19 protein-coding genes are annotated in these 25,265 nt (G+C 71.3%); 10 read left to right on the forward strand and 9 right to left on the reverse strand.

The genetic code is table 11. The features are described from left to right. Positions 1-52: 52 nt before the first annotated feature. Positions 53-343 (forward strand): nuclear transport factor 2 family protein, encoded by a 291-nt coding sequence (locus ACWEGE_RS36280; RefSeq protein ID WP_449665001.1) that lies wholly within the window; start codon positions 53-55, stop codon positions 341-343. Here ACWEGE_RS36280 and ACWEGE_RS36285 read toward each other — a convergent pair. Next, the gene (locus ACWEGE_RS36285) at positions 338-1,972 is read right to left on the reverse strand and encodes an acyl-CoA synthetase (RefSeq protein WP_449665002.1); all 1,635 of its coding nucleotides are present in this window, start codon (positions 1,970-1,972) and stop codon (positions 338-340) included. The genes ACWEGE_RS36280 and ACWEGE_RS36285 overlap by 6 nt on opposite strands. A 143-nt stretch (positions 1,973-2,115) precedes the next feature. Here ACWEGE_RS36285 and ACWEGE_RS36290 point away from each other — a divergent pair, with 143 nt between their 5' ends. Continuing rightward, complete coding sequence (locus ACWEGE_RS36290) at positions 2,116-3,804, forward strand: bifunctional 3'-5' exonuclease/DNA polymerase (RefSeq protein ID WP_449665003.1); 1,689 nt, start codon at positions 2,116-2,118, stop codon at positions 3,802-3,804. A 143-nt stretch (positions 3,805-3,947) separates the two neighbouring features. Here ACWEGE_RS36290 and ACWEGE_RS36295 read toward each other — a convergent pair whose 3' ends face one another. Continuing rightward, on the reverse strand, positions 3,948-5,708 hold the full coding sequence (locus tag ACWEGE_RS36295; RefSeq protein ID WP_449665004.1) for a sialidase family protein: 1,761 nt from the start codon (positions 5,706-5,708) through the stop codon (positions 3,948-3,950). Between the two features lie 116 nt (positions 5,709-5,824). Here ACWEGE_RS36295 and ACWEGE_RS36300 point away from each other — a divergent pair, with 116 nt between their 5' ends. Further along, positions 5,825-6,121: a hypothetical protein gene (locus ACWEGE_RS36300; RefSeq protein WP_449665005.1), complete on the forward strand. Its 297-nt coding sequence runs from the start codon at positions 5,825-5,827 to the stop codon at positions 6,119-6,121. Here the strand turns inward: ACWEGE_RS36300 and hrpA are convergent. The 3 genes from hrpA to ACWEGE_RS36315 all read right to left on the reverse strand — a co-directional run bounded on the left by hrpA (position 6,118) and on the right by ACWEGE_RS36315 (position 11,699). Further along, positions 6,118-10,005 carry an ATP-dependent RNA helicase HrpA gene (gene hrpA, locus ACWEGE_RS36305; protein WP_449665006.1) on the reverse strand — a complete coding sequence of 1,296 codons (3,888 nt, stop codon included), beginning with the start codon at positions 10,003-10,005 and terminating at the stop codon, positions 6,118-6,120. The genes ACWEGE_RS36300 and hrpA overlap by 4 nt on opposite strands. Positions 10,006-10,159: 154 nt before the next feature. Beyond that, positions 10,160-10,417 carry a hypothetical protein gene (locus tag ACWEGE_RS36310; protein ID WP_449665007.1) on the reverse strand — a complete coding sequence of 86 codons (258 nt, stop codon included), beginning with the start codon at positions 10,415-10,417 and terminating at the stop codon, positions 10,160-10,162. Positions 10,418-10,535: 118 nt separating this feature from the next. After that, positions 10,536-11,699, reverse strand: coding sequence for a lactate 2-monooxygenase (locus ACWEGE_RS36315; RefSeq protein WP_449665008.1), 1,164 nt, complete (start codon positions 11,697-11,699; stop codon positions 10,536-10,538). 111 nt (positions 11,700-11,810) lie between these two features. Between ACWEGE_RS36315 and ACWEGE_RS36320 the strand changes: the two genes are divergently transcribed. The 3 genes from ACWEGE_RS36320 to ACWEGE_RS36330 all read left to right on the forward strand — a co-directional run bounded on the left by ACWEGE_RS36320 (position 11,811) and on the right by ACWEGE_RS36330 (position 16,176). Then, the gene (locus tag ACWEGE_RS36320; RefSeq protein ID WP_449665009.1) at positions 11,811-12,989 is read left to right on the forward strand and encodes a saccharopine dehydrogenase family protein; all 1,179 of its coding nucleotides are present in this window, start codon (positions 11,811-11,813) and stop codon (positions 12,987-12,989) included. A 150-nt stretch (positions 12,990-13,139) separates the two neighbouring features. After that, on the forward strand, positions 13,140-15,215 hold the full coding sequence (locus ACWEGE_RS36325) for a M4 family metallopeptidase (protein ID WP_449665010.1): 2,076 nt from the start codon (positions 13,140-13,142) through the stop codon (positions 15,213-15,215). 76 nt (positions 15,216-15,291) lie between these two features. Next, positions 15,292-16,176, forward strand: coding sequence for a hypothetical protein (locus tag ACWEGE_RS36330; protein ID WP_449665011.1), 885 nt, complete (start codon positions 15,292-15,294; stop codon positions 16,174-16,176). An 81-nt stretch (positions 16,177-16,257) separates the two neighbouring features. Here ACWEGE_RS36330 and ACWEGE_RS36335 read toward each other — a convergent pair whose 3' ends face one another. Beyond that, positions 16,258-17,730, reverse strand: a complete 1,473-nt coding sequence (locus ACWEGE_RS36335) for a flavin-containing monooxygenase (RefSeq protein WP_449665012.1) — start codon at positions 17,728-17,730, stop codon at positions 16,258-16,260. A gap of 66 nt (positions 17,731-17,796) precedes the next feature. On the opposite strand from ACWEGE_RS36335, the gene ACWEGE_RS36340 reads away from it, so the two are divergent. Together ACWEGE_RS36340 and ACWEGE_RS36345 are read left to right on the forward strand one after the other, a co-directional pair. Next, positions 17,797-18,387, forward strand: a complete 591-nt coding sequence (locus tag ACWEGE_RS36340) for a TetR/AcrR family transcriptional regulator (RefSeq protein ID WP_449665013.1) — start codon at positions 17,797-17,799, stop codon at positions 18,385-18,387. Positions 18,388-18,561: 174 nt separating this feature from the next. Further along, complete coding sequence (locus ACWEGE_RS36345) at positions 18,562-19,401, forward strand: chitosanase (RefSeq protein ID WP_449665014.1); 840 nt, start codon at positions 18,562-18,564, stop codon at positions 19,399-19,401. A gap of 6 nt (positions 19,402-19,407) precedes the next feature. On the opposite strand, the gene ACWEGE_RS36350 is transcribed toward ACWEGE_RS36345, so the two are convergent. The 3 genes from ACWEGE_RS36350 to ACWEGE_RS36360 are packed head-to-tail and all read right to left on the reverse strand — an operon-like array spanning position 19,408 to position 21,557. Beyond that, positions 19,408-20,394, reverse strand: a complete 987-nt coding sequence (locus tag ACWEGE_RS36350; protein ID WP_449665015.1) for a PHP domain-containing protein — start codon at positions 20,392-20,394, stop codon at positions 19,408-19,410. 9 nt (positions 20,395-20,403) lie between these two features. Continuing rightward, a complete protein-coding gene (locus ACWEGE_RS36355; protein WP_449665016.1) occupies positions 20,404-20,907 on the reverse strand; it encodes a metallophosphoesterase family protein in 504 nt (167 codons plus the stop codon). Continuing rightward, positions 20,904-21,557, reverse strand: coding sequence for a GntR family transcriptional regulator (locus ACWEGE_RS36360; RefSeq protein WP_449665017.1), 654 nt, complete (start codon positions 21,555-21,557; stop codon positions 20,904-20,906). The genes ACWEGE_RS36355 and ACWEGE_RS36360 overlap by 4 nt, the downstream gene beginning before the upstream one ends. A 76-nt stretch (positions 21,558-21,633) precedes the next feature. On the opposite strand from ACWEGE_RS36360, the gene araD reads away from it, so the two are divergent. After that, the gene (gene araD, locus ACWEGE_RS36365) at positions 21,634-23,346 is read left to right on the forward strand and encodes an L-arabinonate dehydratase (RefSeq protein WP_449665018.1); all 1,713 of its coding nucleotides are present in this window, start codon (positions 21,634-21,636) and stop codon (positions 23,344-23,346) included. 121 nt (positions 23,347-23,467) lie between these two features. Continuing rightward, positions 23,468-25,252 carry a VanW family protein gene (locus ACWEGE_RS36370; protein ID WP_449665019.1) on the forward strand — a complete coding sequence of 595 codons (1,785 nt, stop codon included), beginning with the start codon at positions 23,468-23,470 and terminating at the stop codon, positions 25,250-25,252. Positions 25,253-25,265 lie beyond the last annotated feature (13 nt).

The raw sequence follows: 25,265 nt of genomic DNA on the forward strand, positions 1-25,265 counted from the left end.
CTCGGCCAGGTGGCAGATGTCCGCGCCACCGCCGCCTGCGACCTTCGACCTCGTGGACACGTTCGAAGAGCTGCTGGCTCGCTGGCGCGACGCCGAAACCCGTGGCGACGGCGCTGCGTCGTTGCTGGCCGCCGACTTCCGCGGTGACGGCCCCGACGGGCGGGTGCTCGACCGCGACCACTGGCCCGGCCGGGCACCGGCAGCGGCGTTCCGGTGGACCCGGCTGGAGGTGACCGCCGCCGTCGGCGTCGCGACCGGGCACCGCGACGGCGTCGCCTGCACGGTGGTCGCCGAGCGCCGCGAGGGACTTTGGCGGATCGTCAACGTCCAGCGTGGCTCATGAAAGCTTGGTCCGGAGCACCTTTCCGGTGGCGTTGCGGGGCAGCTCGTCCAGGAATTCGACGTCCCGCGGCACCTTGTAGCGGGCCAGGTTCGCCTTGACGTAGTCGCGGATCTCGTCGGCGTCCAGCTTCGCGCCTTCGGCCCGCACCACGAACGCCTTCAGCCGCTGCCCGAACTCCGGGTCCTCGACGCCGATCACCGCCGCCTCGATCACGTCTTCGCGCTCGACCAGCAGGTTCTCCACCTCGATCGGGAACACGTTCTCGCCGCCGGAGACGATCATCTCGTCGTCGCGGCCGTCGATGAACAGCAGGCCGTCTTCGTCGAAGTGGCCGACGTCGCCGCTGGAGAGCAGGCCGTCGATGATCTCCTTGTGCCGTCCGTCGGTGTAGCCGCCGAAGCTGAGCCCGCTGCCGACGAACACCCGGCCGGTCACGTTCGGCTCGGTGATCTTCCGGCCCTTTTCGTCGTACAGAGCCACCTTGCAGCCGACCGGCGCGCGGCCGACCGTGCCCGGCGCCTTCGCCCAGTCCTCCGGTGTCGCGACCGTGGCCACCGCGACCTCGGTCGAGCCGTAGAGGTTGTGCACGACCGGGCCGAACGCCTCGTTCGCCCGGTTGCCCAGGTCCGGCGAAAGGGCCGAACCGGCGACGAAGATGATCCGCAGCGCCGACGTGTCGTACTTCTCGCGGACGTCCTTCGGCAGGTCGACGATCCGCTGCAGCATGGTCGGCACCAGCACCAGCGCGGTGCACTTGTGCTCGGCGACGCCGCGCAGCGCCTCTTCGGGGTTGAACTTGCGCCGCATCACGACCTTCGAGCCGAGCGCGAAGGACAGGATGAACTGCGAGAGGCCGGTGCCGTGGAACAGCGGCGCGCCCATGTAGGTGGCCTCGTTCGAACGCAGCGGGATCCGGTCGAGGAACTGCGCCGACGCCAGCGCGGAGGTGTGCGGCCGCGGCGCGCCCTTCGGCGTGCCGGTGGTGCCGCTGGTCAGCAGCACGAAACCGCCCGGTTTGGCCGGCGCGGGCCAGGGCCGGTCGTCGGTGCTGGCGATGATCTCGTCGAGCACCGGGACGGTCCGGTCGGTCAGGTCGGAGCCCGGGTCGACCCAGGCGAGGTAGCGGTCGACACCGTCGGGGATCGCGTCGAGCAGGCCGGTGAACTCCTGGTCGTAGACGAGCGCGGTGACGCCTTCGCGCTTGGCCACGTCGGCCAGCTGCGGCTTCGCGAAGCCGGTGTTCATCAGCAGCAGCCGGACGCCGAGCTTGCCGGACGCGGCCATCGTGATGACCAGGCCGCGGTGGTCGCGGCAGAGCGCGGCGACCACCTGGCCGGGCCGGATGCCGCGCTCGGACCAGGCCCTGGCCAGCGCGTTCGACTGGTCGTCGAGCTGCTTGTAGGTGAGCGGGCCGAGCTCGTCGACGATGCCGACGGCGGCCGGGTCGCGGCGCGCGGAGATGTGGTTGGCGCCGGCGAACGGGCCGAACTTCCGCAGCGCGACCAGCGACCGCACGCCCTCGTCGAGTCTCGGGAAGGGGACGAGGCCCGCCCGCCGCATCACGTCGACGCTGCGCACCGTGTCGGTCACCTTGTCCGCCACCGTGGTGGCGAGCGCGACCAGGCTCATCCAGGCACCTCCGTTGCTGCGGGGAAGAGAGCCCACGCCGACGGCTGGCGTACCGGCGGTATGGGAGCTACCGGAGAGTAAACCAACCGTGCGCCGAACGCACCAGCCCGGAAACTGTCGGTGGTGGTCGGCATGATGTCCCAGTGCAGGTGATCGCCGGGCGAGAGGAGGACGGGAGCTTCACCGTGCACACGTCGACGTCGACGGTGGATGGCCTGGACGAGGCGGGTTTCGCGGAGCTGGCACGGGAGCTGGAGGCGTCGCTGGCGCCGAGGTGGGTGTTCCCGTCGGTCGAGCGGACGTACCCGGTGCTGATGGCGGCCGGGCTGCGGGTGCGCCGCTGCTACGACCTCGAGCTGGCCGAGGGGCTGCTGCTGGCGTACGAGGGCGCCGAGGAGCAGTCACGAAGCCTGCGCGCGGCCTGGGCCAGGGCAAACGGCGAAGACCCGCCACCGGACTCGGCGGCCGTCGAGCTGGCGCAGCCGACCCTGTTCGAGACGAGGGTGCCGACACTGCCCGAGGGCGTGACGGTCGTCACGGCGGTGCGGCGCGTCCTCGCCGAGCAGCAGCGGCGGGTGGCGGCGACCGAGCACCCGGACCGGATGCGGCTGCTGCTGGCCGCGGAGTCGGCGAGCGCGCTGGCCGCCGCCGAGATGTCGGCCGACGGGCTGCCCTGGCGCGCCGACGTGCACGAGGAGCTGCTGGCTTCGCGGCTGGGCCCGCGGGTGCCTGCCGGGCAGCGGCCGAAGGCGCTGGTCGAGCTGGCGGCGAAGATCAGCGAGGCGTTCGGCGGGCGGCCGGTGAACCCGGACTCGCCGCCGAGCGTGGTCCGGGCGCTGGCGCGCGAGGGGATCGAGGTGCCGTCGGCGCGGAAGTACCTGCTGCGCGGCATCGACCACCCGGCCGTCGGGCCGCTGCTGGAGTACAAGGAGCTGTCGCGGCTGTTCACCGCGAACGGCTGGGCGTGGCTCGAAGAGTGGGTCGCCGAGGGCCGCTTCCGCCCGCACTACGTCGTCGGCGGGGTGGTGTCCGGGCGGTGGGCCAGCCGCGGCGGCGGGGCGCTGCAGATCCCGAAGGTGCTGCGGACGTGTGTCCGCGCGGACCCGGGCTGGAAGCTGGTGGTGGCCGATGCGGCCCAGCTGGAGCCGCGGGTGCTCACGGCGTTGTCGGGCGACCGCCGGCTGGCCGACGTCGCGGCGGCGACGGACCTGTACGCCCGGCTGGGCGAGGCGCTGTTCTCCGGCGCCCGCTGGGTACCGGCGGCCGACGACGACCGCGATGACAGGGCCCGGGCGAAGATCGCGATGCTGTCGGCGATGTACGGGGGCACGTCCGGGGAGGCGGGGCCGCTGCTGGGGTTGCTGCGGCAGCGCTTCCCGGACGCGGTGTCCTACGTGGAGCGTGCGGCGCAGGCGGGCGAGCGCGGCGAGCGGGTCCGGTCCCGGCTGGGCCGCACGTCCCCGGCGCCGTCGGCGGCCTGGCGGGCGTTGACGGGCGGCCTGGCTTCCGACGAAGCGGCAGAGCTGAAGGCCCGCCGGGCGTCACGCGGCTGGGGCCGGTTCACGCGCAACTTCGTGGTCCAGGCCAGCGCGGCGGACATGACGGCGGTGATGCTGGCAACCCTGCGCACCCGGTTGCCGTCACCCGCCCACCTGGTGTTCTTCCAGCACGACGAGGTGATCGTCCACACCCCGGCCGCCCTGGCCCCCGCTGTTTCCCAGGCCATCGAGGAGTCGGTTTCCGAGGCGGCCCGCCTCCTGTTCGGCCCGGCCTGCCCGGTCCGCTTCCCGATGCAGACCGCCGCGGTCGACACCTACGCCGACGCCAAATAGCCGAACCCCGCCGGACGACACGCGTACCCGGAAAGACGACACGCGTACCCAGGTGGACGACACGGCTCAAGCCGGCCGGCTGGGCCGTGTCGTCCGTCCAGGTACGCGTGTCGTCCGTCCAGGCACGCGTGTCGTCCGTTGGGCTACGGGAACATCGGGAGGGACTGGGTCCCGACGTCCTGGTTCGGCAACGTCTTGCCCGGGTTGCCGCGGAAGTCGGTCCACGCCGGGTGCAGCTTGAAGTCCGCGCCGACCGCCGCGGCCGTGTAGTCGCCGATGAACACGCCCTGCAGCTCCTTGCCCGTCTCCGCTCCCGTCGAGACGAACTGGACCTGCGGGTTCGCCGTCTGCGTGGTGATCCTGCGCAGCGGGGACAAGCCGTCGCCCCAGCCGGTTGCGTACGCGTAGTCCAGCCCGATGCCGTTCGGGTCGTACGCGCGCGTGTACGACGTGACCGCGACCCGCCCGCCGAACGCCGCGACCGCCGGGAACACCTCGTCGGCGCCCGTGCCGACCTTCACCGGCGTGGACCAGCCGTGCCGGCCGTCGGAGCCGCTCAGGAAGGCGTCGCCGTTCGTCTTCACCGACTCGCCGTCGCGGTACGTTCCGTTGCGGTCGTCGGCCCAGGTCACCCACAGGTGGTCCGTGACGCGGTCGTACGTCAGCTGCGGGAAGCTGTTGACGCGGAAGTTCTCGCCGGTCAGCGCGTTGTTGGCGACGTCTTCGTCCACCGGGAAGTCGAAGTCGAGCGCCACTTCGGTGTGCCGGAACGTCCGGCCGCCGTCACGGGACGTCGCCACGACCACCGCGTCGTGGTCGGCCGGCTGGTCGCACGCCGCCGTCGCGCACACCGACGTCTCGTACGCCACCTGGAGCGTCCCGTCGCGGGTGACGACCGGGTTCGAGCCACTGCCGAACGGCGTGATCCCGCCGTGGAACCCGGTCAGCGACGGCGAAATCCGCCGCAACGGCGACCACGTCCGGCCGAAATCGCGGGACTTCGACAGCACGATCGGCGACTCGACGAACGCGCCGGCGGAGTCGTAGGTGAACTGCGTCCAGGTCACGTAGACGTCGCCGGTCACCGGGTCGGCGGCGATCCACTCCTTGTCGTTGAAGATGTTCGCCGGCGTCGGCGTGCCCGCCGGCGTGACGCCGTCGAGGTGCAGGATGGCCGGGTCGCCGAAGCTGCGGCCGCCGTCGTGCGACACCGACACCGCGATGCCGCTGGCGAGCTGCTGGTCGTCGGGCACCGCGGCACGGCTGAAGACCAGCGTCGCGTAGTACACGGTGCCGTGCGGCCCGAACGCGATCGCCGGGTCACCGGCGGCGTCCATGTAGGACAGTGGCGCGGCCGCTCCGGTCGGGTAGTCCAGGTGCGGCAGCTGGACGTTCGCCCAGGTCCGGCCGCCGTCGAACGACGTGTAGGCGAAGCCGCCGGAGTCGTTGCGGGCCTCGCGGGTGTTGTACAGCCGGTAGTCGTTCGACCCGGCGACGATGTTGCGCGGGTTCTCCGGGTTGACGGCGATGGTGGTCTCGTTCTGGGCCGTGCTGCAGCCGGTCTGGCTGCCGGTCGGCACGATGGTGTCCCCGTCGATGACGTCGGTGTTCGGCGCGAGCGGCCGGTACGGGTTGGGCTTGCCGATGTAGGTCTGGCAGAGCGCGGACAGCGCGGGGTCGTCGCCGTCCTCCTCTTCCTCCTCGGCGAACTGCTCCTTGAGCAGCGGATTCGGCACGTCGTGCCGGGCCTCTTCGGCGAGCCGCTGCTTGCCGGCGTGCGGGTTCACCGGCAGCGGCGAGCCCCCGGTGGTCGCGTGCGCGGCGGGCGCGAAGACGAACGGCAAGAGGAGCGCGGTGCAGGCGACGGCGATTCTTCGCCTGGCGGACGAAACACCCAAGGACATCGGAAAGTCCTTTCCCGGTAGGGTCTCCAGCCGCCCCAGGCTTGTCCGGCGGGCGAACGCGGTCAACCGACGGAAGTTCGAAGCCGGACATTCCGGTTCTTCGGTAATTTGACACAATGATCGACTACGGCTTGGACCTGTCCGCGGTGCCGCGCGACCAAGCGCGGCCCGACCTGGTGGCCGAAGGCGAGGAACTCGACGCCCTCGTCTCGGCGGCGCCCGACTGGACCCGCCCGGCCCCGGCGGCGAAACCTGGACATGGGACCCGGCCGGCGCCGCGCAGCGGATCCAGGGCAGCGCGCTCGGCTTCTGCCTCCGGGTCACCCATCGTCGTCCGCTCGCCGAAAACCGGCCTCACCGCGGTCGGCGAAGACGCGCGGAAGTGGCTGGAAGTCGCCCAGGTGTTCCTCTAGCCGAGTGCGTCGTCGATCGCTTTCGTGATCCGCTTCAACGACACCGGGTGCGCCGTCCCCAACGTCTGGGCGAAGAACGAAACCCGCAGCTCCTCGATCATCCACCGCACCTCGGTCAGCGCCGGGGACGACGTGCCCGGTGGCAGGGACGCCACCGCGTCGGCGTACTCGCGCTGGATCCACGCGATGTCCGCCGTCCGTTGCAGGTCGCGCGTCGGCTCCGAAACCAGTTTCTCCAGCCTGCGGGAAATCCCCTGCAGATAACGCACTACGTGCCGCAGCCGCGATGCGCCCGTCTCCGTCACGAAACCCGGGTACACCAGCGCCTCCAGCTGGGCGCGGATGTCCGCCAGGGAGTCCGCCGGGCCGCGGGCCGACGACAGCTGGACCTCGACGTCGTTCGCCGCCCGGAGGATCTTCTCCACGTCCGTCAGCACCGCCAGGACTTCCGGGTGCAGCCCCTCGCGCACCTTCGACAGCAGCACCTGGAAGCCGGCCTCGTCGAACGCCGGGCCGCCGGCGGCCACCATCAGGGCGTCCACCGCGCAGTCGACGCAGTCCTCGAGCAGGGCGGCCACACTGCCGTGCGGGTTGCGGTTCAGCACCAGCTTCGACGAGTTGGACAGCGACCGGGTGATGAACTTCATCGGCGAGTTCAGGTTCAGCCGCAGCATCCGCCGCGTGCCCGCCCACATCGCGTGCTGCTGCTGCTCCGGCGTGTCCAGCAGCCGCACGGCCACCGACGCGCCTTCGTCCACCAGCGCCGGGTACGCCTTGACGTCGTGGCCGCGCTGCTTCGACTCGAAGACGTGCGGCAGCGACCCGAACGACGGCTTCGTCAGCCCCGCCTTCTCGAGGCTGTTGGCCGCCTTGGAGATCGTCTCCCGGACCTTCGGCGCCAGCCGCCGCTGCAGCTCGGAAACGTCCTTGCCCTCGGCCACCCGACGACCCCGCTCGTCGACCACGCGGAACGTCATCTTCAGGTGGTCCGGCACCGAAGACAGGTCCCAGTCCGCGTACGGCACCGTGATGCCGCGCAAGGCCCGCAGCTCGCGGCCGAGCACCTCCAGCAGCGGACCGTCCACAGGCGACACTCGCGAAAGGACTTCCCGCGCGGTGTCCGGCGCCGGGACGAAGTTGCGGCGCAACGCCTTCGGCAGCGACTTGATCAGCTGGGTCACCAGCTCCGCGCGCAGGCCCGGCACCTGCCAGTCGAACCCGTCCGGCGTCACCTGGTTCAGCACCGGCAGCGGGACGTGCACGGTGACGCCGTCGGCGTCCGCGCCCGGCTCGAACTGGTAGGTCAGCTTGAAGACCTGCGCGTCCTGCGTCCACGAGTCCGGGTAGTCGCCCTCGCGGACGCTGCCCGCCGACTCGTTGATGAGCATGGACTTCTCGAACGACAGCTGATCGGGATCCTCGTGCCGCGCCTTCTTCCACCAGCTGTCGAAGTGGCGCACCGAGACGACGTCCGCCGGGACGCGCGCGTCGTAGAACTCGTACAGCGTCTGGTCGTCGACCAGGATGTCGCGCCGCCGGGCGCGGTTCTCGAGGTCCTCGACCTCCTCGAGCAGCGCCCGGTTTTCGGCGAAGAAGTGATGGCGCGTCTGCCAGTCGCCCTCGACCAGCGCGTGCCGGATGAACAGCGCCCGCGACATCTCCGGGTCGATCCGGCCGTAGTTGACGCGGCGGTCGGCGATCAGCGGGACGCCGTACAGCGTCACCTTCTCGGTCGCGATCACCGCGCCCTGCTTGCGTTCCCAGTGCGGCTCGGAATACGACCGCTTCACGACGTGCTGGGCCAGCGGCTCGACCCATTCCGGCTCGATGCGCGCGTTGACCCGCGCCCACAGCCTCGACGTCTCGACCAGCTCCGCCGACATCACCCAGCGCGGCTGCTTCTTGAACAGCGCCGACCCCGGGAAGACGCCGAAGCGGGCACCGCGCGCACCCAGGTAGTCGCCCTTCGCCGGATCCTTGAGCCCGATGTGCGAAAGCAGGCCGGCGATCAGCGACGTGTGCACGCGCTGCGGGTCGACCGGGGCCGTGTTCGTGTTCAGGGAGATGCCGAGCGGCTTGGCCAGCTGGCGCAGCTGGCTGAAGATGTCCTGCCACTCGCGCAGGCGCAGGTAGTTCAGGTACTCGGTGCGGCACATGCGCCGGAACTGGTTGCCGGACAACGCCTTCTGCTGCTCGGCGACGTACTCCCAGAGGTTCAGGTAGGCCAGGAAGTCCGACGTCGGGTCGGCGAACCGCGCGTGCTGGGCGTCCGCCGCCTGCTGCTTCTCGGCCGGCCGCTCCCGCGGGTCCTGGATGGACAGTGCGGCCGCGATGATCATCACTTCGCGGACACAGCCGTTGCGAGCGGCCTCCAGGACCATCCGGCCCATCCGCGGGTCGACCGGCAGCTGCGCGAGCTTGCGGCCGATGTCGGTGAGGCTGCGGTCGGAACTCGTCGAGGAGAACGCGCCCAGCTCCTGCAGCAGGCCGATGCCGTCGCTGACCTGGCGGCGGTCCGGCGGCTCGACGAACGGGAACGCGGCGATGTCGCCGAGCCCCAGCGACGTCATCTGCAGGATGACCGAGGCCAGGTTGGTCCGCAGGATCTCCGGATCGGTGAACTCGGGCCGGCTCTCGAAGTCCTCTTCGGAATAGAGCCGGATGCAGATGCCGTCGGACGTCCGGCCGCAGCGGCCCTTGCGCTGGTTCGCCGACGCCTGCGACACCGGCTCGATCGGCAGCCGCTGCACCTTGGTGCGGTGGCTGTAGCGGGAGATCCGCGCGGTGCCCGGGTCGACGACGTACTTGATGCCCGGCACGGTCAGCGACGTCTCGGCGACGTTCGTCGCGAGCACCACCCGCCGCCCGGTGTGGGACTGGAAGATGCGCTGCTGCTCGGCCGAGGACAGCCGCGCGTACAGCGGCAGGACCTCGGTGTTGCGGAGGTTCGCCCGGTTCAGCACGTCCGCGGTGTCGCGGATTTCGCGTTCGCCGGAGAGGAACACCAGGATGTCGCCGGGGCCTTCGGCGCACAGCTCCTCGACGGCGTCGAGGATGCCCTGCGTCTGGTCCCGCTCGTCGGCGTCTTCCGAGGGGTCGTCCGGGTCGACCAACGGCCGGTAGCGCACCTCGACCGGGTACGTCCGGCCGGAGACCTCGACGATCGGCGCGTCGTCGAAGTGCTTCGAGAACCGCTCCGGGTCGATGGTCGCCGAGGTGATGATGACCTTGAGGTCGGGACGGCGGGGCAGCAGCTGCTTGAGGTAGCCGAGGATGAAGTCGATGTTGAGGCTGCGCTCGTGGGCCTCGTCGATGATCAGCGTGTCGTACTGGCGCAGCGACCGGTCGGTCTGGATCTCGGCCAGCAGGATGCCGTCGGTCATCAGCTTGACCAGGGTGTCCTGCCCGGACTGGTCGGTGAACCGGACCTTGTAGCCGACGGCGTCGCCGAGCTCGGTCTTCAGCTCGCTCGCGATCCGGTCGGCGACCGTGCGCGCGGCCAGCCGCCGCGGCTGGGTGTGCCCGATCTGGCCGCGGATGCCGCGCCCGAGCTCGAGGCAGATCTTCGGCAGCTGGGTGGTCTTGCCGGAGCCGGTCTCCCCCGCGACGATCACGACCTGGTGCTTGTCGATGGCGGCGGCGATCTCGTCCTTGAGCTTGCTGACCGGCAGCTGCTCGGGGTACTCGATCTTGGGCACGCTCTCGCGCCGCGACTGGACGCGCAGCTCGGCCTTGTCGATGTCGGCGGCGATCTGCGCGAGCACGGAGTCGCGGTTGCGGGCTTTGCGGGCGCCTTCGAGCCGCCGGCGAAGCCGCTGCTCGTCGCGCGGCATCAGCTCGGGCAGGCGCGCTCGCAGCGCGGTGAAGGGGGATGGCTCGGACATTCTCGGTCCAAGGATAGCCGTGCGTGACGAACCGGGCCTCCGAATATCCCGGCTACGTGACCGGCCACACCCTCGGCCCGGCCCAAAGCGCCCCAATGCGGCCTTCGGTGCGTCAGACGCACCCAAGGCCGCCTTGGGGCGCTTGGGCTCAGCCTCAGCCGGGCTGACCGGGCTGCTGCGGCGGCTGGGCCTGCTGGACCGGCGCCTGCTGCGGCACGGCCTTGGCGCGGCTCAGCGCCACCGAGCCGCCGATCAGCGCGAGCCCGGCCACGCCGAGGACGATGCCGAAGACCGGCTGCATGTCGCTGGCCCAGGACAGGATCCGGAACTCGTAGTCGAACTGCTCGAGGACGATGGTGCCGAAGCCGAGCACGGCGCACAGCACGCCGATCCGCATCATGATCGAAGACATGGGAAAACCCCTCGTGAAAGGACTGGTGGAACCATCGGTCCGTCCCCGAGCGGCCGTGGCGAAGCAGAACCGTAGCCGCCGCGGATCACCCTGTCGCCGGAATTCCCGATTCGTTACCTCACGTCCGCTGCAGCGAGTCCGGGCCCAGGTCGGCGAGCGTGCGGTGGCCGGACAGGCCCATCGTCAGGTCGAAGTCCGCCAGCAGGCTCCGCAGGACGTGGCGCACGCCGTCCTCGCCCGCGTGGGCCAGGCCGTACACCCACGGGCGGCCGACCAGCACCGCCCTGGCCCCCAGCGCGAGCGCCTTGAGGACGTCGGCGCCGGTGCGGATGCCCGAGTCGAACAGCACCTCCATCCGGTCGCCGACCGCCGCGACGATGCCGGGGAGGGCTTCCAGCGCGCCGATCGCGCCGTCGACCTGGCGGCCGCCGTGGTTCGAGACCACGATGCCGTCCATGCCCGCCTCCGCCGCGCGGCGCGCGTCGCCGACGTGCTGGATGCCCTTGAGCACGATCGGGCCGTCCCAGTGCTCGCGCAGGAACGGCAGCTGGTCCCACGTGCGGTCGGTGCCGGTGAGCATGCCGATCCACCGCAGGATCGCCATGTTCGGGTCGTCTTCCGGCGTCTTCTCCAGCAGGCCGCGGAACACCGGGTCGGTGAACGGCACGGCGCAGCCCTCGCCCTTGAGGAACGGCAGGTACGCCTGGTCCAGATCGGACGGTCGCCAGGCCAGCGTCCAGGTGTCGAGGGTGACGACCAGCGCGGTGTAGCCGGCCTTCTTCGCCCGGGTCAGCAGGCTCGCGCAGACGTCCGCGTCGCCGGGCCAGTACAGCTGGAACCAGCGCGGGCCGTCGCCGTTGGCCGCGGCGACGTCCTCGATGCCGGTCGACGACGCCGTGGACAGGATGAACGGCAGCCCGAGCGAGGCGGCCGCGCGGGCGGTCGCGGACTCCGCGTCCGGGTGCACGATCGACTGGACGCCGACCGGCGCGACGGCCACCGGCGCGGGCAGCCTGCTGCCGAGCACGGTCGTGGCCAGGTCGCGGTCGGTGGCGCCGGTCAGCATCCGGGGCACGACCCGCCAGCGGTCGAACGCCTCGCGGTTGGCGCGGGCGGTCGCGCCGGAGCCGGCCGCGCCCGCGACGTAGGAGAACGGCCCGGGCGCCAAGACCTCGCGCGCCGACGCTTCGAGCTTCGTCGCGTCGGTCGAGCACGGCGGCAGCTGACCACCGAGTCCCTGCAGGTAGATCTCGTTCTGGTAGCTGCCGAAGCGTTCGGTCACGGTTGCCTCCTCGCGTTCGAGGGGGCACTGTACCCGCCGGTGGTTCACCCGGCGCCAGGATGTGACCGGCGGGTAACCTGAGCGCGCCGGCCGCCCACCGAAGGAGCAGACATGCGCGCGTACGACGTGGTCCTGTTCGGCGCCACCGGGTTCACCGGCGGGCTGACCGCCGAGTACCTGGCCCGGCACGCGCCGTCGGACCTGCGCTGGGCGCTGGCCGGGCGCAACCGCGGCAAGCTCGAGGCCGTCCGGGCGCTGCTCACCGAGATCGACGACCGGTTCGGCGCGCTCGACGTGCTCGTCGCCGACTCCGGCGATCCGGCGTCCCTGCGGGCCGTGGCCGAGGCCGCGAAAGTGGTGATCACGACCGTCGGCCCGTACCTGGCGCACGGCGAGCCGCTGGTGGCCGCCTGCGCCGAAGCGGGCACCGACTACGTCGACCTGACCGGCGAAGCCGAGTTCGTCGACCGGATGTACCTGGCGCACGACCGGCGCGCCTGCGAGACCGGCGCGCGGCTGGTGCACGCGTGCGGGTTCGACTCGATCCCGCACGACCTCGGGGCGTGGTTCACCGTTCAGCAGCTGCCCGAAGGCGTGCCGCTGAAGGTCGACGGCTACGTCCGGGCCGGCGGGATGCCGTCGGGCGGCACGTTCCTCAGCGCGCTGACCATCATGTCACGCCTGCCTGCCGGGGCCCGGGCGGCGCGCGAGCGGGCGGCGGCCGAGCCGCGGCCGGCCGGGCGGTTCGCGCGCGCCCCGCTCGGGCGCCCGCACCGGGTCGCCGGGCCGGGCTGGTGGGCGGTCCCGCTGCCGACGATCGACCCCGAGGTGGTCCGCCGCTCGGCGGCGGCGTCCGAGCGCTACGGGCCGGACTTCACCTACCGGCACTTCGCCGCGGTGAAGCACCTGCCGGTGCTGGCCGGCGGCGTGGCCGGAGCGGGCGCCCTGCTCGCCGCGGCGCAGGTCCCCCCGGCCCGGCGGGCGCTGTCCCGGCTGCTGGCGCCGGGCAACGGACCGAGCCCTTCGCGGCGGGCGAGGTCGTGGTTTTCGGTGCGGTTCGTCGGCGAAGGCGGCGGCTCGCGGGTGGTGACGGAGGTGTCCGGCGGCGACCCGGGCTACGACGAGACGGCGAAGATGCTCGCGGAGTCGGCGTTGTGCCTGGCGACCGACGAACTGCCGGAAACGGCGGGCCAGGTGACCACGGCGACCGCGATGGGCGGCGCGCTCGTGGACCGGCTAACCAAGGCGGGCATCCGCTTCACCACCCTCGTGAGTGGTAAGGCGGGTTAGCACAAGCCTTACCACTCACGAGGCTTTTCACGGTTTCACAGTGCCGCAGTGTGAAATTCCGGCGCTGTGATGAATCTTCTGACGGTCTCCTCCCGCGGTTAGCGTCGATCGGGTTCTCCCTTTCCCCTTCGCGTTTTCCCAAGGAGCGTCATGAGATTGCCCCAACGGTTCGCCGCGCTCGGCGGCGCGACGGCGGCGGGCATGGTGGTGGTCGGTATCGCCGTCGCCGCGCCCGCGCAGCCCGCCCCCGTGCCACCGCCGTCCGCCGCGCAGGCACAGGCCAACGCCACCGGCGCCGCCGCCGGCCTGGTCGCCGCCCGCCCCGCCGCCCTGCACGCCGGCAAGCACGACAAGTTCGTCCAGCGGGACGTCCGGTCGGCCGCCGGGCTGTCGTACGTGGTCTACGACCGCACCTACGACGGGCTGCCGGTGATCGGCGGCGACCTGGTCATCGCCACCGACGCCGCCGGCACGGTGAAGACCACGTCCGTCGCGCAGCAGCAGGCGCTCGGGGACCTCGACGTCCACGGCGCGAAGCTCACCGCCGCGCAGGCCGAAGCCGTGGCCCGCAAGCAGCTCCGCGAGCCGAAGAGCCTGCCGGGCGGGCAGCTCGTCGTGGTCGCCGACGGAGCCGGGCGGCTCGCCTACGAGAGCAACGTCGAGGGCACCGACGAACACGGCGAGCCGAGCAGCTTGAGCGTCTACGTCGACGCCGTGGACGGGCGCGTCCTGCGGACCGTCCAGCACCTCGCCGCGGGGACCGGCACCGGCAAGTGGAACGGCCCGTCGCTGCCGCTGAACACGACGAAGTCCGGCAGCACGTACTCGATGGCCGACCCGAACACGCCGAACCTCGACTGCCGCAACTACAGCAGCGACTCCGTCCTCACCGGACCGGACGACAGCTGGGGCAACGGCACCGGCACGAACATCGAAACCGGCTGCGCGGACGCGTTGTTCGTCGCGCAGACCGAGAAGAAGATGCTCTCGGAATGGGTGGGCCGCAACGGCTTCACCGGCAACGGCGGCGCGTGGAAGATCCGCGTCGGGCTCGACGACGAGAACGCCTACTACTACAACTCGCGCCCGGCGTACGTGAACCTCGGCCACAACCCGAGCGGCGAATGGGTCGGCTCGCTGGACATCCTCGGCCACGAGATGGGCCACGGCATCGACGACTACTCCGGCTCCGGCGGCTTCTCCGGCGGTGGCACGCAGGAGTTCATCGCGGACACCTTCGGCACGGCGACGGAGTTCTACGCGAACGAGCCGTCCCAGTACGACCCGCCGGACTACGCGATCGGCGAGGAGGTCAACCTGGTCGGCACGGGCGCGATCCGGTACATGTACGACCCGTCGAAGGTCGGCGACCCCAGCTGCTACTCCAGCTCGACGCCGAACGCCGAGGTGCACAAGGCGGCCGGGCCCGGCGACCACTGGTTCTACCTGCTCGCCGAGGGCAGCAACCCGACGAACGGGCAGCCGGCCAGCTCGACGTGCAACGGCAGCACGCTCTCCGGCATCGGCATCCGCAAGGCGATCAACATCATGCACGGCGCGGTGCAGCTGAAGACGTCGGGCAGTTCGTACCTGCGGTACCGGACGTGGACGCTGCAGGCCGCGAAGAACCTGTACCCGGACAGCTGCGCCGAGTTCGACGCCGTGAAGGCGGCGTGGAACGCGGTGAGCGTCCCGGCGCAGTCCGGTGACCCGACGTGCAGCGGAACGCCGCCGACCACGACCACGACGCCGCCCACCACGACTCCCCCGGGCGGGTGCAGCGGCCAGCTGGTGCAGAACCCGGGCTTCGAGTCCGGGCAGGCCTCCTGGACCGACCCGAACACGACCATCGGTCAGTGGGGCAGCCAGGCGCCGGCGCGCTCGGGCAGCTACGACTCCTGGCTCGGCGGCTGGGGTTCGGCGCACACGGACACGCTGACGCAGTCCGTCACCATTCCGGCAGGCTGCAAGGCGAGCCTGACGTTCTGGCTGCGCGTGTGGACGGCGGAGACCGAGAACGTGGCCTACGACAAGCTCGTCGTGTCCGCGGGCTCGGCGACGCTGGCGACGTACTCGAACCTCGACCGCAACTCGGCGTACGTCCAGAAGACGCTCGACCTGTCCGCCTACGCGGGCCAGACGGTCACGCTGAAGTTCGCCGGGACGGAGGACCAGTCGCTGCAGACGTCGTTCGCCGTCGACGACACCGGGGTCACCGTGAGCTGACCCGGCGGGGCCTGCCACCTACTTTGGTGGCAGGCCCTCGTTGCGCCCGATGCGCCCGGTATTCATGCTTACCCGGATGGAGGCGTTATCAGCGTCGGCCCCGTTCGCCGAGGCCTTCGACCTGGCGATCCGGCAGCGCGGCCTGAGCCTGGAGGCCCTGCAGCGGCGGATGGCGATCCGGGGCGCCCAGGTCAGCCTGGCCACGCTCAGCTACTGGCGCCGGGGCCGCCGCCACCCGGAGGGCCACCGCTCGCTGCACGCGGTGGCCGTCGCCGAAAGCTGCCTCGGCCTGCCGGCGGACGCGCTGACCAGCCTGGTGACGCGGCCGCGGGAGCGCCGGGCGGAGCCGTGGCCGTCCGGGGTGAGCCTCGCCAGCGCGCTCGGCTCCGAGCCGACGGACCTGGCGGCCTGCGACGGCATCGACCTCGACGGCAACGCCCGGCTCGCGCTCGTGTCGGTCCACCAGCGGGCGACGCTGGGCGCGGACCGCACCGAGCGGTCGGTCCGCACGGAACTGGTGGTGACCAGCCGCGCGGACGGCGTCGACCGCTGGGTGTCGTTCTTCCGCCCCCAGACCGGCGGCGGCCGCCGGCCGGTGCTGCGCTCGGCGCACTGCTGCCGCCCGGGCCGCGTCCGCCGCGACGCGGTGTCCGAGCTGGTGGCGTGCGAACTGCGGTTCGACTACCCGCTGCGCGCGGGCGAGACGTACGTGTTCGACTTCGAGTTCGCCTACGACGGGGAGCCGCCGGAGACGAACTACCTGCAGTTCGGCGTGCGCGCGCCGGCCCGCCAGATCGTGCTGCAGGCGTGCTTCGACCCGGCGGCGGTGCCGGTGCGGTGCTACCGGTACGACGGGTCGGCCGGCCGCCCGGAGCTGCCGGTGGGGCCGAGCTCGACGAGCCACATCGCGGTGCTGGACGCCCGGCCGGGGGTCTACGGGATGCGCTGGGAGTGGGACTGAACCTGCGTCGGGTCTTGACCGTGCCGGGCGATCGCGCGGTCCGGCAGTCCCCACGAGCGGCCCCCATCCGGGCAACAGCGCCTACGGAACTGCGTCCACCCTCCCGAATTCGTAGTCCGCCTCGTCGAACGCGCCCACCTCCGAGCGCAGCCGGTCCGTCGAGAACGGCCAGCTGAAACTGTTGCGCCCGTTGACGTCCGTGTAATAACTCGAGCACCCGCCCGACTGGTACACCGTCCCCGGCAGGGCTGCCTGGACCCGGGCGTTGAACGCCTCCTGCACCGACGGCCGCACCGACAACGACGTCCCCTCCGAACGCAACGTCCGGGTCACCGCCGCCACCGTGTGCCGCAGCTGGGCCTCCAGGATCATGAACGCCGACGAATGCCCGGTGCCGAGGCTCGGGCCCAGCAGCAGGTACAGGTTCGGGAACCCGGCCACCGTCGTGCCCGCGTACGCCTGCGGGCTGCCCTTCCAGTGGTCGTCGAGGCTGCGGCCGTCGGCGTCGAAGACCCGCGACGACACCGGCATGTCGAGGATGTGGAAACCCGTGCCGAAGATGATCGCGTCGACCTCGGCGCTCGAACCGTCCGCGCCCAGCACCCGCGAGCCCTGGACCGACCGCACCGCCGTCGGGTGGACGTCCACCTGGGACTGCGTCAGCGACCGGTAGTACGTGTTGGACATCAGCAGCCGCTTGCAGCCGAGCGTGTAGTCCGGGGTCAACGCCCGGCGCAACGCCGGATCCCGCACCGCCAGACGCAGGTGCGCCAGCCCGATCTTCTGCACCTGGCGCAGCAGCCACGGGTGCCGGAAGCCGAACCCGAGCGTCTCCATCATGCCGTACTCGGCACTGCGCAACGCCCGCTGCAGCGCCGGGAACCGCCGCAGCAGGAACCGTTCGACGCCGGGGACGGGGTGGTCCGGCTTCGGCAGGACCCACTGCGCCGTGCGCTGGAACAGGTGCAGCCGGCCGACCCGGGGCACGATCTCCGGGACGAACTGGACCGCCGACGCGCCGGTGCCGATCACCGCGACCCGCTTGCCCGCCAGGTCGTAGCCGTGGTTCCAGCGCGCCGAATGGAACACCTCGCCGGGGAACTCGCCGAGTCCCGGTAGGTCCGGGATCAGCGGTTCGTGCCAGGGACCGGTGCCGGCCACCAGGATCCGCGCGGTGTACGGCCCCCGTGACGTCTCGAGGTCCCAGCGGGACTCCCGGGAGTTCCACTGCGCCCGCGTCACCTCGACGCCGTAGCGGATCTTGGAGGTGACGCCGAAGCGCGAGGCCGTGTCCTGCAGGTAGGCCCGGATCTCGGCCTGGCCGGCGAACGCGCGCGTCCACCCCGGATTGGGCGCGAAGGAGTACGAGTACAGCGCGGACGGGACGTCGCACGCGCAGCCGGGGTAGGTGTTGTCGCGCCAGGTCCCGCCGAGCGCATCGGCCTTCTCCAGCACGGCGAGGTCGCCGACGCCGGCCTGGGAGAGGCGGATGGCGGCCCCCAGCCCCGACGCCCCGGCTCCGACGACGAGGACCGCGAAGTGGCGTTGTTCCATTTTCGGAGACTAACAGTATCTGAAAACTATCGGTACCCCGATTCCGAGACTCGCTAGAGTGCCCCCATGGCCCGACTCACCCGCGCGGAAAGCCAGGCGCGCACCCGCGAGCAGCTGATCGAGACCGCCAAGCTGCTCTTCCTGCGCGACGGCTACTCGGTGACGTCGCTGGAGAAGGTCGCCGACGAGGCCGGGTACTCGAAGGGCGCGGTGTACTCGAACTTCCGCAGCAAGGACGAGCTCTGCCTGACCGTGCTCGACCGCATCCACGACGAGCAGGTCGCCCTGATCGCCGAGGCACTGGCCGGCGCCGAGGGCGTGGAGGGCCTGCTCACCGCGTTCCAGGCGTGGGCCGAGCGCAGCATCGGCGACGAGGCCTGGACCGCGCTGGAAGTCGAGTTCGCCACCAACGCCCGGCGCGACCCGCACGTGCGCGCCGAGCTGGCCGCCCGCGACAAGGCCATCCGCGACACCATCGCCGGCCTGCTCACCGGGTACGCCGAGCGGTTCCGGATCACGCTCCCGATGTCGGCCGACGACGCCGCGACGGCGTTGCTGTCCCTCGGCATCGGGCTCGGCGTGCAGCGCGCGATCGACCCGACGATCCCGGTGTCGGTGCTGCCGGACGTCATCCGGCTGTTCGCCGGGGTGCGCTGACCGTCCTCTGAGGACCTTCCCGCGGTGGTCTGGACCGTTCACGAACATGAACGAATTCCGCCTCTTGTGGAGCTCGCTGACTCTTCGCTACCGTGTCGCTACGCCGCAGCTCCACCCGCACCACCCGTACCGCCGTGATCCGACGGCGCACCCCGCGGAAAGGGTTTCCTCCCCATGAGCAAGAAGTTGCGGCCGGTCCTCATCGGCACGCTCGGCGCCGCGTCCGTCGCGGCCCTCGTGATCACCACGCCCGCGCTCTCCTCGGCCGCCCCGGCGCCGGTGGCCGGCGTTTCGGTGCTGGCCGCCGGCGACCTTTCGGCGCCGGCGAAGAAGGAGATCGCGATGAAGCTGGTCTCCAGCGCGGAAAACTCGTCGCTGGACTGGAAAGCGCAGTACAAGTACATCGAAGACATCGGCGACGGCCGCGGCTACACCGCGGGCATCATCGGGTTCTGCTCGGGTACCGGCGACATGCTGGAACTCGTGGAGGCGTACACGAATTCGGTGCCGGACAACCCGCTGGCGAAGTACCTCCCCGCCCTGCGCAAGGTGAACGGCACGGACTCCCACGCGGGCCTCGGCTCGGCGTTCGAGAGCGCGTGGAAGCAGGCCGCGGCGACGACGGCGTTCCAGACGGCGCAGAACAACGAGCGCGACCGCGTCTACTTCAACCCGGCGGTGAGCCAGGGCAAGTCGGACGGGCTGAGCAACCTCGGCCAGTTCGCCTACTACGACGCCATCGTGATGCACGGCCCCGGCGACAGCTCCGACAGCTTCGGCGGCATCCGCAAGGCCGCGATGAAGAAGGCGAAGACCCCGGCGCAGGGCGGCGACGAGGCGACCTACCTCAAGGCGTTCTTCGCGGCCCGCAAGGTGATCATGAAGCAGGAAGAGGCCCACGCGGACACCTCCCGCGTCGACACCGAGCAGGCCAAGTTCCTGAGCGAGGGCAACTTCGACCTGCACACCCCGCTGAAGTGGAAGGTGTACGGCGACTCGTACACGATCAACTAGCCGGGGCTACCGGGTCAGGAGCGCATCCGCCGTGCGGGTGTTGAGGATGCGCTCCGGCCCGATCCCCGCCTTGATCGCCCGCTCGCAGCCGTAGCCCAGCCAGTCGAGCTGCCCCGGCGCGTGCGCGTCGCTGTCGATCGTGAAGTCGCACCCGAGCTCCGCCGCCAGCCGCAACAGCCGCATCGGCGGATCGAGGCGCTCCGGCCGGGAATTGATCTCCACCGCGACCCCGTTCTCCCGGCAGGCCGTGAAGACCTTCTCCGCGTCGAACTCCGACTCCGGGCGCCCCCGGCCGAACACCAGCCGTCCGGTGCAGTGCCCCAGCACCCGCACGTGCGGGTTGCGGACCGCCGCCACCATCCGGCGGGTCATGTCGCGCGAAGGCATCCGCAGCTTCGAATGGACGCTCGCCACCACGAAGTCCAGCTCCCCCAGCAGCTCCTCTTCCTGGTCGAGCGAACCGTCGTCGAGGATGTCGACCTCGATGCCGTGCAGCAGCCGGAACGGGGCCATCAGCTCGTTGGCCTTGGCCACGATCTGCATCTGCGTCCGCAGCCGGTCCGGCGAGAGCCCGTTCGCGACCGTCAGCCGCGGCGAGTGGTCGGTCAGCACCATCCACTCGTGGCCGACGTCCCGGCCCGCCACCGCCATCTCACCGATCGAGCTCCCGCCGTCCGACCAGTCCGAATGGGTGTGGCAGTCGCCGCGCAACGCCGAGCGCAGCGGCTCGCCGTCCGGCAGCTCCTTCTCGACGATCTTCCCGCGGTAGGCCGGATCACGGCCGGCCAGCGCGTCCTCGATCACCCCCGCGGTGGCCTTGCCGATCCCGGGCAACGACGTCAGCGTGCCGTTCTCCGCCAGCTGCTTCAGCTGCTCGGCGCCGGTCTTGTCGACCGTCGCCGCCGCGTTCCGGAACGCCCGGACGCGGTAGGTCGGTTCGCCCGCGCGTTCGAGCTGGAACGCGATCTCTCGCAACGCCCATGCCGGATCCATGGGACCTGTCTACCCCTTCCGGGGCAGTTGATGCAGCTCGACGTCCACCAAGGCGCCGTCGCGCACCGCGGCCGTCTGGTACGTGCAGTACGGCTGGCGACGGCGGTCCGTCGGCGACCCCGGGTTGAGCAGGCGCAGGCCGGACGGCGCCACCGTGTCCCACGGGATGTGGCTGTGCCCGAAGACCAGCACGTCGGTGTCCGGGAACTGCGCGGCGCACCGCTGCTCGCGGCCCTGCTTGGCACCCGTCTCGTGGATCACGGCCAGCCGCACGCCGCCGAGCTCGGCCCGGGCGATCTCCGGCAGCCGGGCCCGCAGCGCCGGGCCGTCGTTGTTGCCGTACACGCCGATGAGCCGCTTGCTGCGCTCCTCCAGCTCGTCCAGCAGGGCGACGTCGACCCAGTCGCCCGCGTGCACGACGACGTCGGCGGCCGCCACCTCGGCCCACACCTGCGGCGGCAGCTCCCGGGCCCGGGCCGGCAGGTGGGTGTCCGAGATGAGCAGCAGCCTCATCCGATGGCCTTCAGCACCCGCTCGAGGAACCCGCCGATGTGGTCGTGCAGCAGCGTGGCCGCGCCCTCGGCGTCCCCCTTCTTCGCCGCCGCGAGGACCGCCTTGTGCTCGGTCCACTCCTTCTTCCAGCTGGGGTTGGCCTCCCAGCCGACGACGCTGATCAGCGCCGCGCGGTCCTTGAGGTCGTCGAGGATGCTGACCAGCAGCGGGTTTCCGCAGCCCGAGTAGAGGGCGCGGTGGAAGCGGCGGTTCAGCAGGCTCAGCGCGGCCTGGTCCTTGTCCGCGATCGCCGTCGACGCCTCCTTCAGCGCCTCGGCCGCGTCTTCGAGCAGCTCCGGGTCGTGCCGCCCGACGGTCCGCCGGACGGCCTCGGGTTCGAGCACCATCCGCACGTCGTAGACGGACTTCGCGAGCTCGGCGTCGACGGTGATCACCGACGCGCCCTTGTACGGGCTGAACGTCACCAGGCCGGAGTTCGACAGCACCTTGAGCGCCTCGCGCACCGGCGTCTTCGACACGCCGAGCCGCGCGGCCAGCTCCGCTTCGACGAGCGGTTGACCGGGGACGAGTTCCCGGGTCAGGATGCCGCGGCGGATCTCCTCCAGGACCACTTCGGTCCGGGAGGCGGGCAGGCTGAACGTCCCGGTCATGGCGCGCTCCCTCGATCTGTGAAACCCCAATTCAACCAGGCCCACCGATCGTATATCAGATGCCATACTGGATCGCATGAAACGACCCGAGGAACTCCGCAGCCACCGGTGGTTCGGCGGCGACGAACTGCGCAACTTCAGCCACCGCGCCCGCAGCCGCCAGCTCGGCTACAACCCGGAAGAGCACCTCGGGAAGCCGGTGATCGGCATCCTCAACACCTGGTCGGACATCAACCCCTGCCACCTGCACCTGCGGGAACGCGCCGAGCAGGTCAAGCGCGGTGTCTGGCAGGCCGGCGGCTTCCCGCTGGAGTTCCCGGTCGCCACGCTGTCGGAGACCTACCAGAAGCCGACGCCGATGCTCTACCGCAACCTGCTGGCCATGGAGACCGAGGAGATCCTGCGGTCCTACCCGATCGACGGCGCCGTCCTGATGGGCGGCTGCGACAAGACCACGCCCGCGCTGCTGATGGGCGCGGCCAGCGCGGGGCTGCCCGCCATCTTCGTCCCGGCCGGGCCGATGCTGCGCGGCCACTGGCGCAACGAGGTCCTCGGCAGCGGCACCGACATGTGGAAGTACTGGGACGACAAGCGCGCCGGCCTGATCGGCGACGCCGAAATGTCCGAACTGGAGCGCGGGCTGGCCCGGTCACCGGGGCACTGCATGACGATGGGGACGGCCTCGACCATGACCTCGGCCGCCGAAGTGCTCGGCGTGACGCTGCCGGGCGCCGCGTCGATCCCGGCCGTCGACTCGGCGCACCACCGGATGGCCGCCGCCAGCGGCGCCCGGATCGTCGGCATGGTCTGGGAAGACCTGACCATCACGCAGGTGCTCGACAAGCGCGCGTACGCCGACGCGATCACCACCGTGCTCGCGCTCGGCGGCTCGACCAACGCCGTGATCCACCTGATCGCGATGGCCGGCCGCAGCGGGATCCCGGTGAGCCTGGCCGACTTCGACGCGATCGCGCGCCGCGTGCCCGTGCTGGCGAACATCCGGCCCGGCGGCGACTGGCTGATGGAGGACTTCTACTACGCGGGCGGCCTGCCCGGGCTGCTGTCGCGGCTGACCGACCTGCTGCACCCCGACCGGCTCACCGTCACCGGCCGCACCCTCGGCGAAAACCTTTCCCAGGCGCGCGTGCACAACGACGACGTCATCCGCACGCGGGACAACCCGGTGGCGGCCGAGGGCGGGGTCGCGGTGCTGCACGGCAACCTGGCGCCATCCGGCGCGGTGATCAAGCACATCGCGGCCGAGCAGCACCTGCTCACGCACACCGGGCCGGCGGTCGTGTTCGAGGACTACCCGGACCTCAAGAAGCGGATCGACGACCCGTCGACCACCGCGGACTCGGTGCTGGTGCTGCGCGGCTCCGGCCCGCTCGGCGGCCCCGGCATGCCCGAGTACGGGATGCTGCCGATCCCCGCGCACCTGCTCGAACAGGGTGTGCGGGACATGGTCCGGATCTCCGACGCGCGGATGAGCGGGACGAGCTACGGCGCCTGCGTCCTGCACGTGGCGCCCGAATCGCACGTCGGCGGCCCGCTGGCCCTGGTCCGCGACGGCGACCTGATCACCTTGGACGTTCCTTCGCGCACCCTGCGGCTCGAGGTGTCCGATGAGGAGCTGGAGCGGCGGCGTGCCGGGTGGACGGCACCGGCCTCCCGGTTCGAGCGCGGCTACGGCGCGCTCTACACCGAACACATCACGCAGGCCGACGAGGGCTGCGACTTCGACTTCCTGGCCCGGGCCGGCCACAACCCCGAACCGGACGCCCGCTGACCCAGAGCAGCGGTGACCGATTCATCCCCCATTAGGGCGAGTGGTACGGCTTGTCCGGGTGCCCCGTACGCTGTTCCCGTCACCGGCGGGACCCGGTGCCGCGCTGAAGGGGTGGAGAGTTTTGCCGTACGAACCGCACTGGCCCGACTCACACGGCGAGCAGACCGACGTCCTGCCGGTCGTCCGGCCCGAGCCGCGGCCGGACCCCTCCTCGGCGAAGCGCTCCTTCCGCAAGGCCGGCTTGATCGCGGGCGGGGTGTTCGCCGTGCTCGTCGCGATCTACGGGATCGACATCCTGCTCAGCCAGGGCAGCGTCCCGCGCGGGGTGACCGTGGCCGGCGTCGACGTCGGCGGGATGAGCCGCGAGGCGGCCGAACAGGAACTGCGCGGGAAGATCGAGCCGCGGCTCACCCGCCCGATCGCCGTCACCGCGGGCGAGTACCAGGGCACGCTGGCGCCGACGCTCGCCGGGCTGAAGCTCGACTGGCCGCAGACCCTCGACCAGGCGGGCGACCAGCCGCTGAACCCCTTCACCCGGCTGTCCTCGCTGTTCTCCAGCCGCGAGGTCGGCGTCGTCAGCCACTCCGACAACGCCAAGCTCGCCGCCGCGCTGGAGTCGCTGCGCGGCCAGGTCGACCGCGACCCGGTCGAGGGCACCGTGAAGTTCGAGGGCGCCACGCCGGTCGCCGTGCCGCCGAAGACCGGGCAGAAGCTCGACGTGCCGGCCGCGACCGCCGCCGTCGTCGAAAAGTGGGCGAGCGGGGAAACCCTGGCGCTGCCGGTGACCAGCACGCCGGTCCGCACCACGCCCGAAGCCGTCCAGGCGGCGCTCGACGGCTTCGCGCGGCCCGCCGTGTCCGGGCCGCTGCTGGTCAAGGGCGAGGGCAAGGTCGCCACCGTGAAGCCGGAGGCGATCGCCGCGGCGATCACCTTCGAACCGGCCGAGGGCGGCGGGCTGGCCCCGAAGATCGACAACAAGAAGATCGCCGAAGCCGCCGGGCCGCAGCTGAAGTCCACCGAGAAGGAGGGCAAGGACGCGACCGTCGTGTTCGAGGGCGGCAGGCCCACGGTCGACCCCTCCACCGACGGCCGGACCATCGACTGGGACCCCAGCCTCAAGCCGCTGCCCGACGTCCTGAAGAAGACCGAGGGCCGCGAGATCCCGGCGGTCTACAAGGACAGCCCGGCGAAGGTGACCACCGACCAGGCGAACCAGCTGGGCATCAAGGAGGTCGTCGGCGAGTTCACCACCGGCGGCTTCGCCCCCGAGTCCGGGGTCAACATCCGCGTCGTCGCGCAGAAGGTCAACGGCGCCATCGTCAAGCCGGGGGAAACCTTCAGCCTCAACGGGTTCACCGGCCCGCGCGGCACGGCCCAGGGCTACGTCGAGGCGGGCGTGATCAAGGACGGCGCCCCCGGCCGCGAGGTCGGCGGCGGCATCTCGCAGTTCGCGACCACGCTGTACAACGCGTCGTACTTCGCCGGGCTGAAGGACGCGGGGCACAAGGAACACAGCTACTACATCAGCCGCTACCCCGCCGCGCGCGAAGCGACGGTGTTCCAGAACCCCAACGGCTCGAGCGTCATCGACCTGAAGTTCACCAACGACTCGCCGACCGGCATCGCGATCCAGACGATCTGGACGTCGTCGTCGATCACCGTGAAGCTGTGGGGCACCAAGCGCTACACCGTCGAGTCGATCCCGGGCGCGCAGACCAACCAGAGCGACCCGCAGCCCAAGCCGGGACCGGCCGAGAACTGCCACGCCTCCAACGGCGCGCCGGGGTTCACCACCACCGACACCCGCGTGCTGAAGGACGCCGCCACCGGCCGCGAGGTCGGCCGCTCGACCCGGACCGTCCACTACAACCCGCAGCCGAAAATCGTCTGCGGCGGCGGTCAGTGACCTCCTAACGGAC

The sequence above is a fragment of the Amycolatopsis sp. NPDC004747 genome (assembly GCF_053601335.1).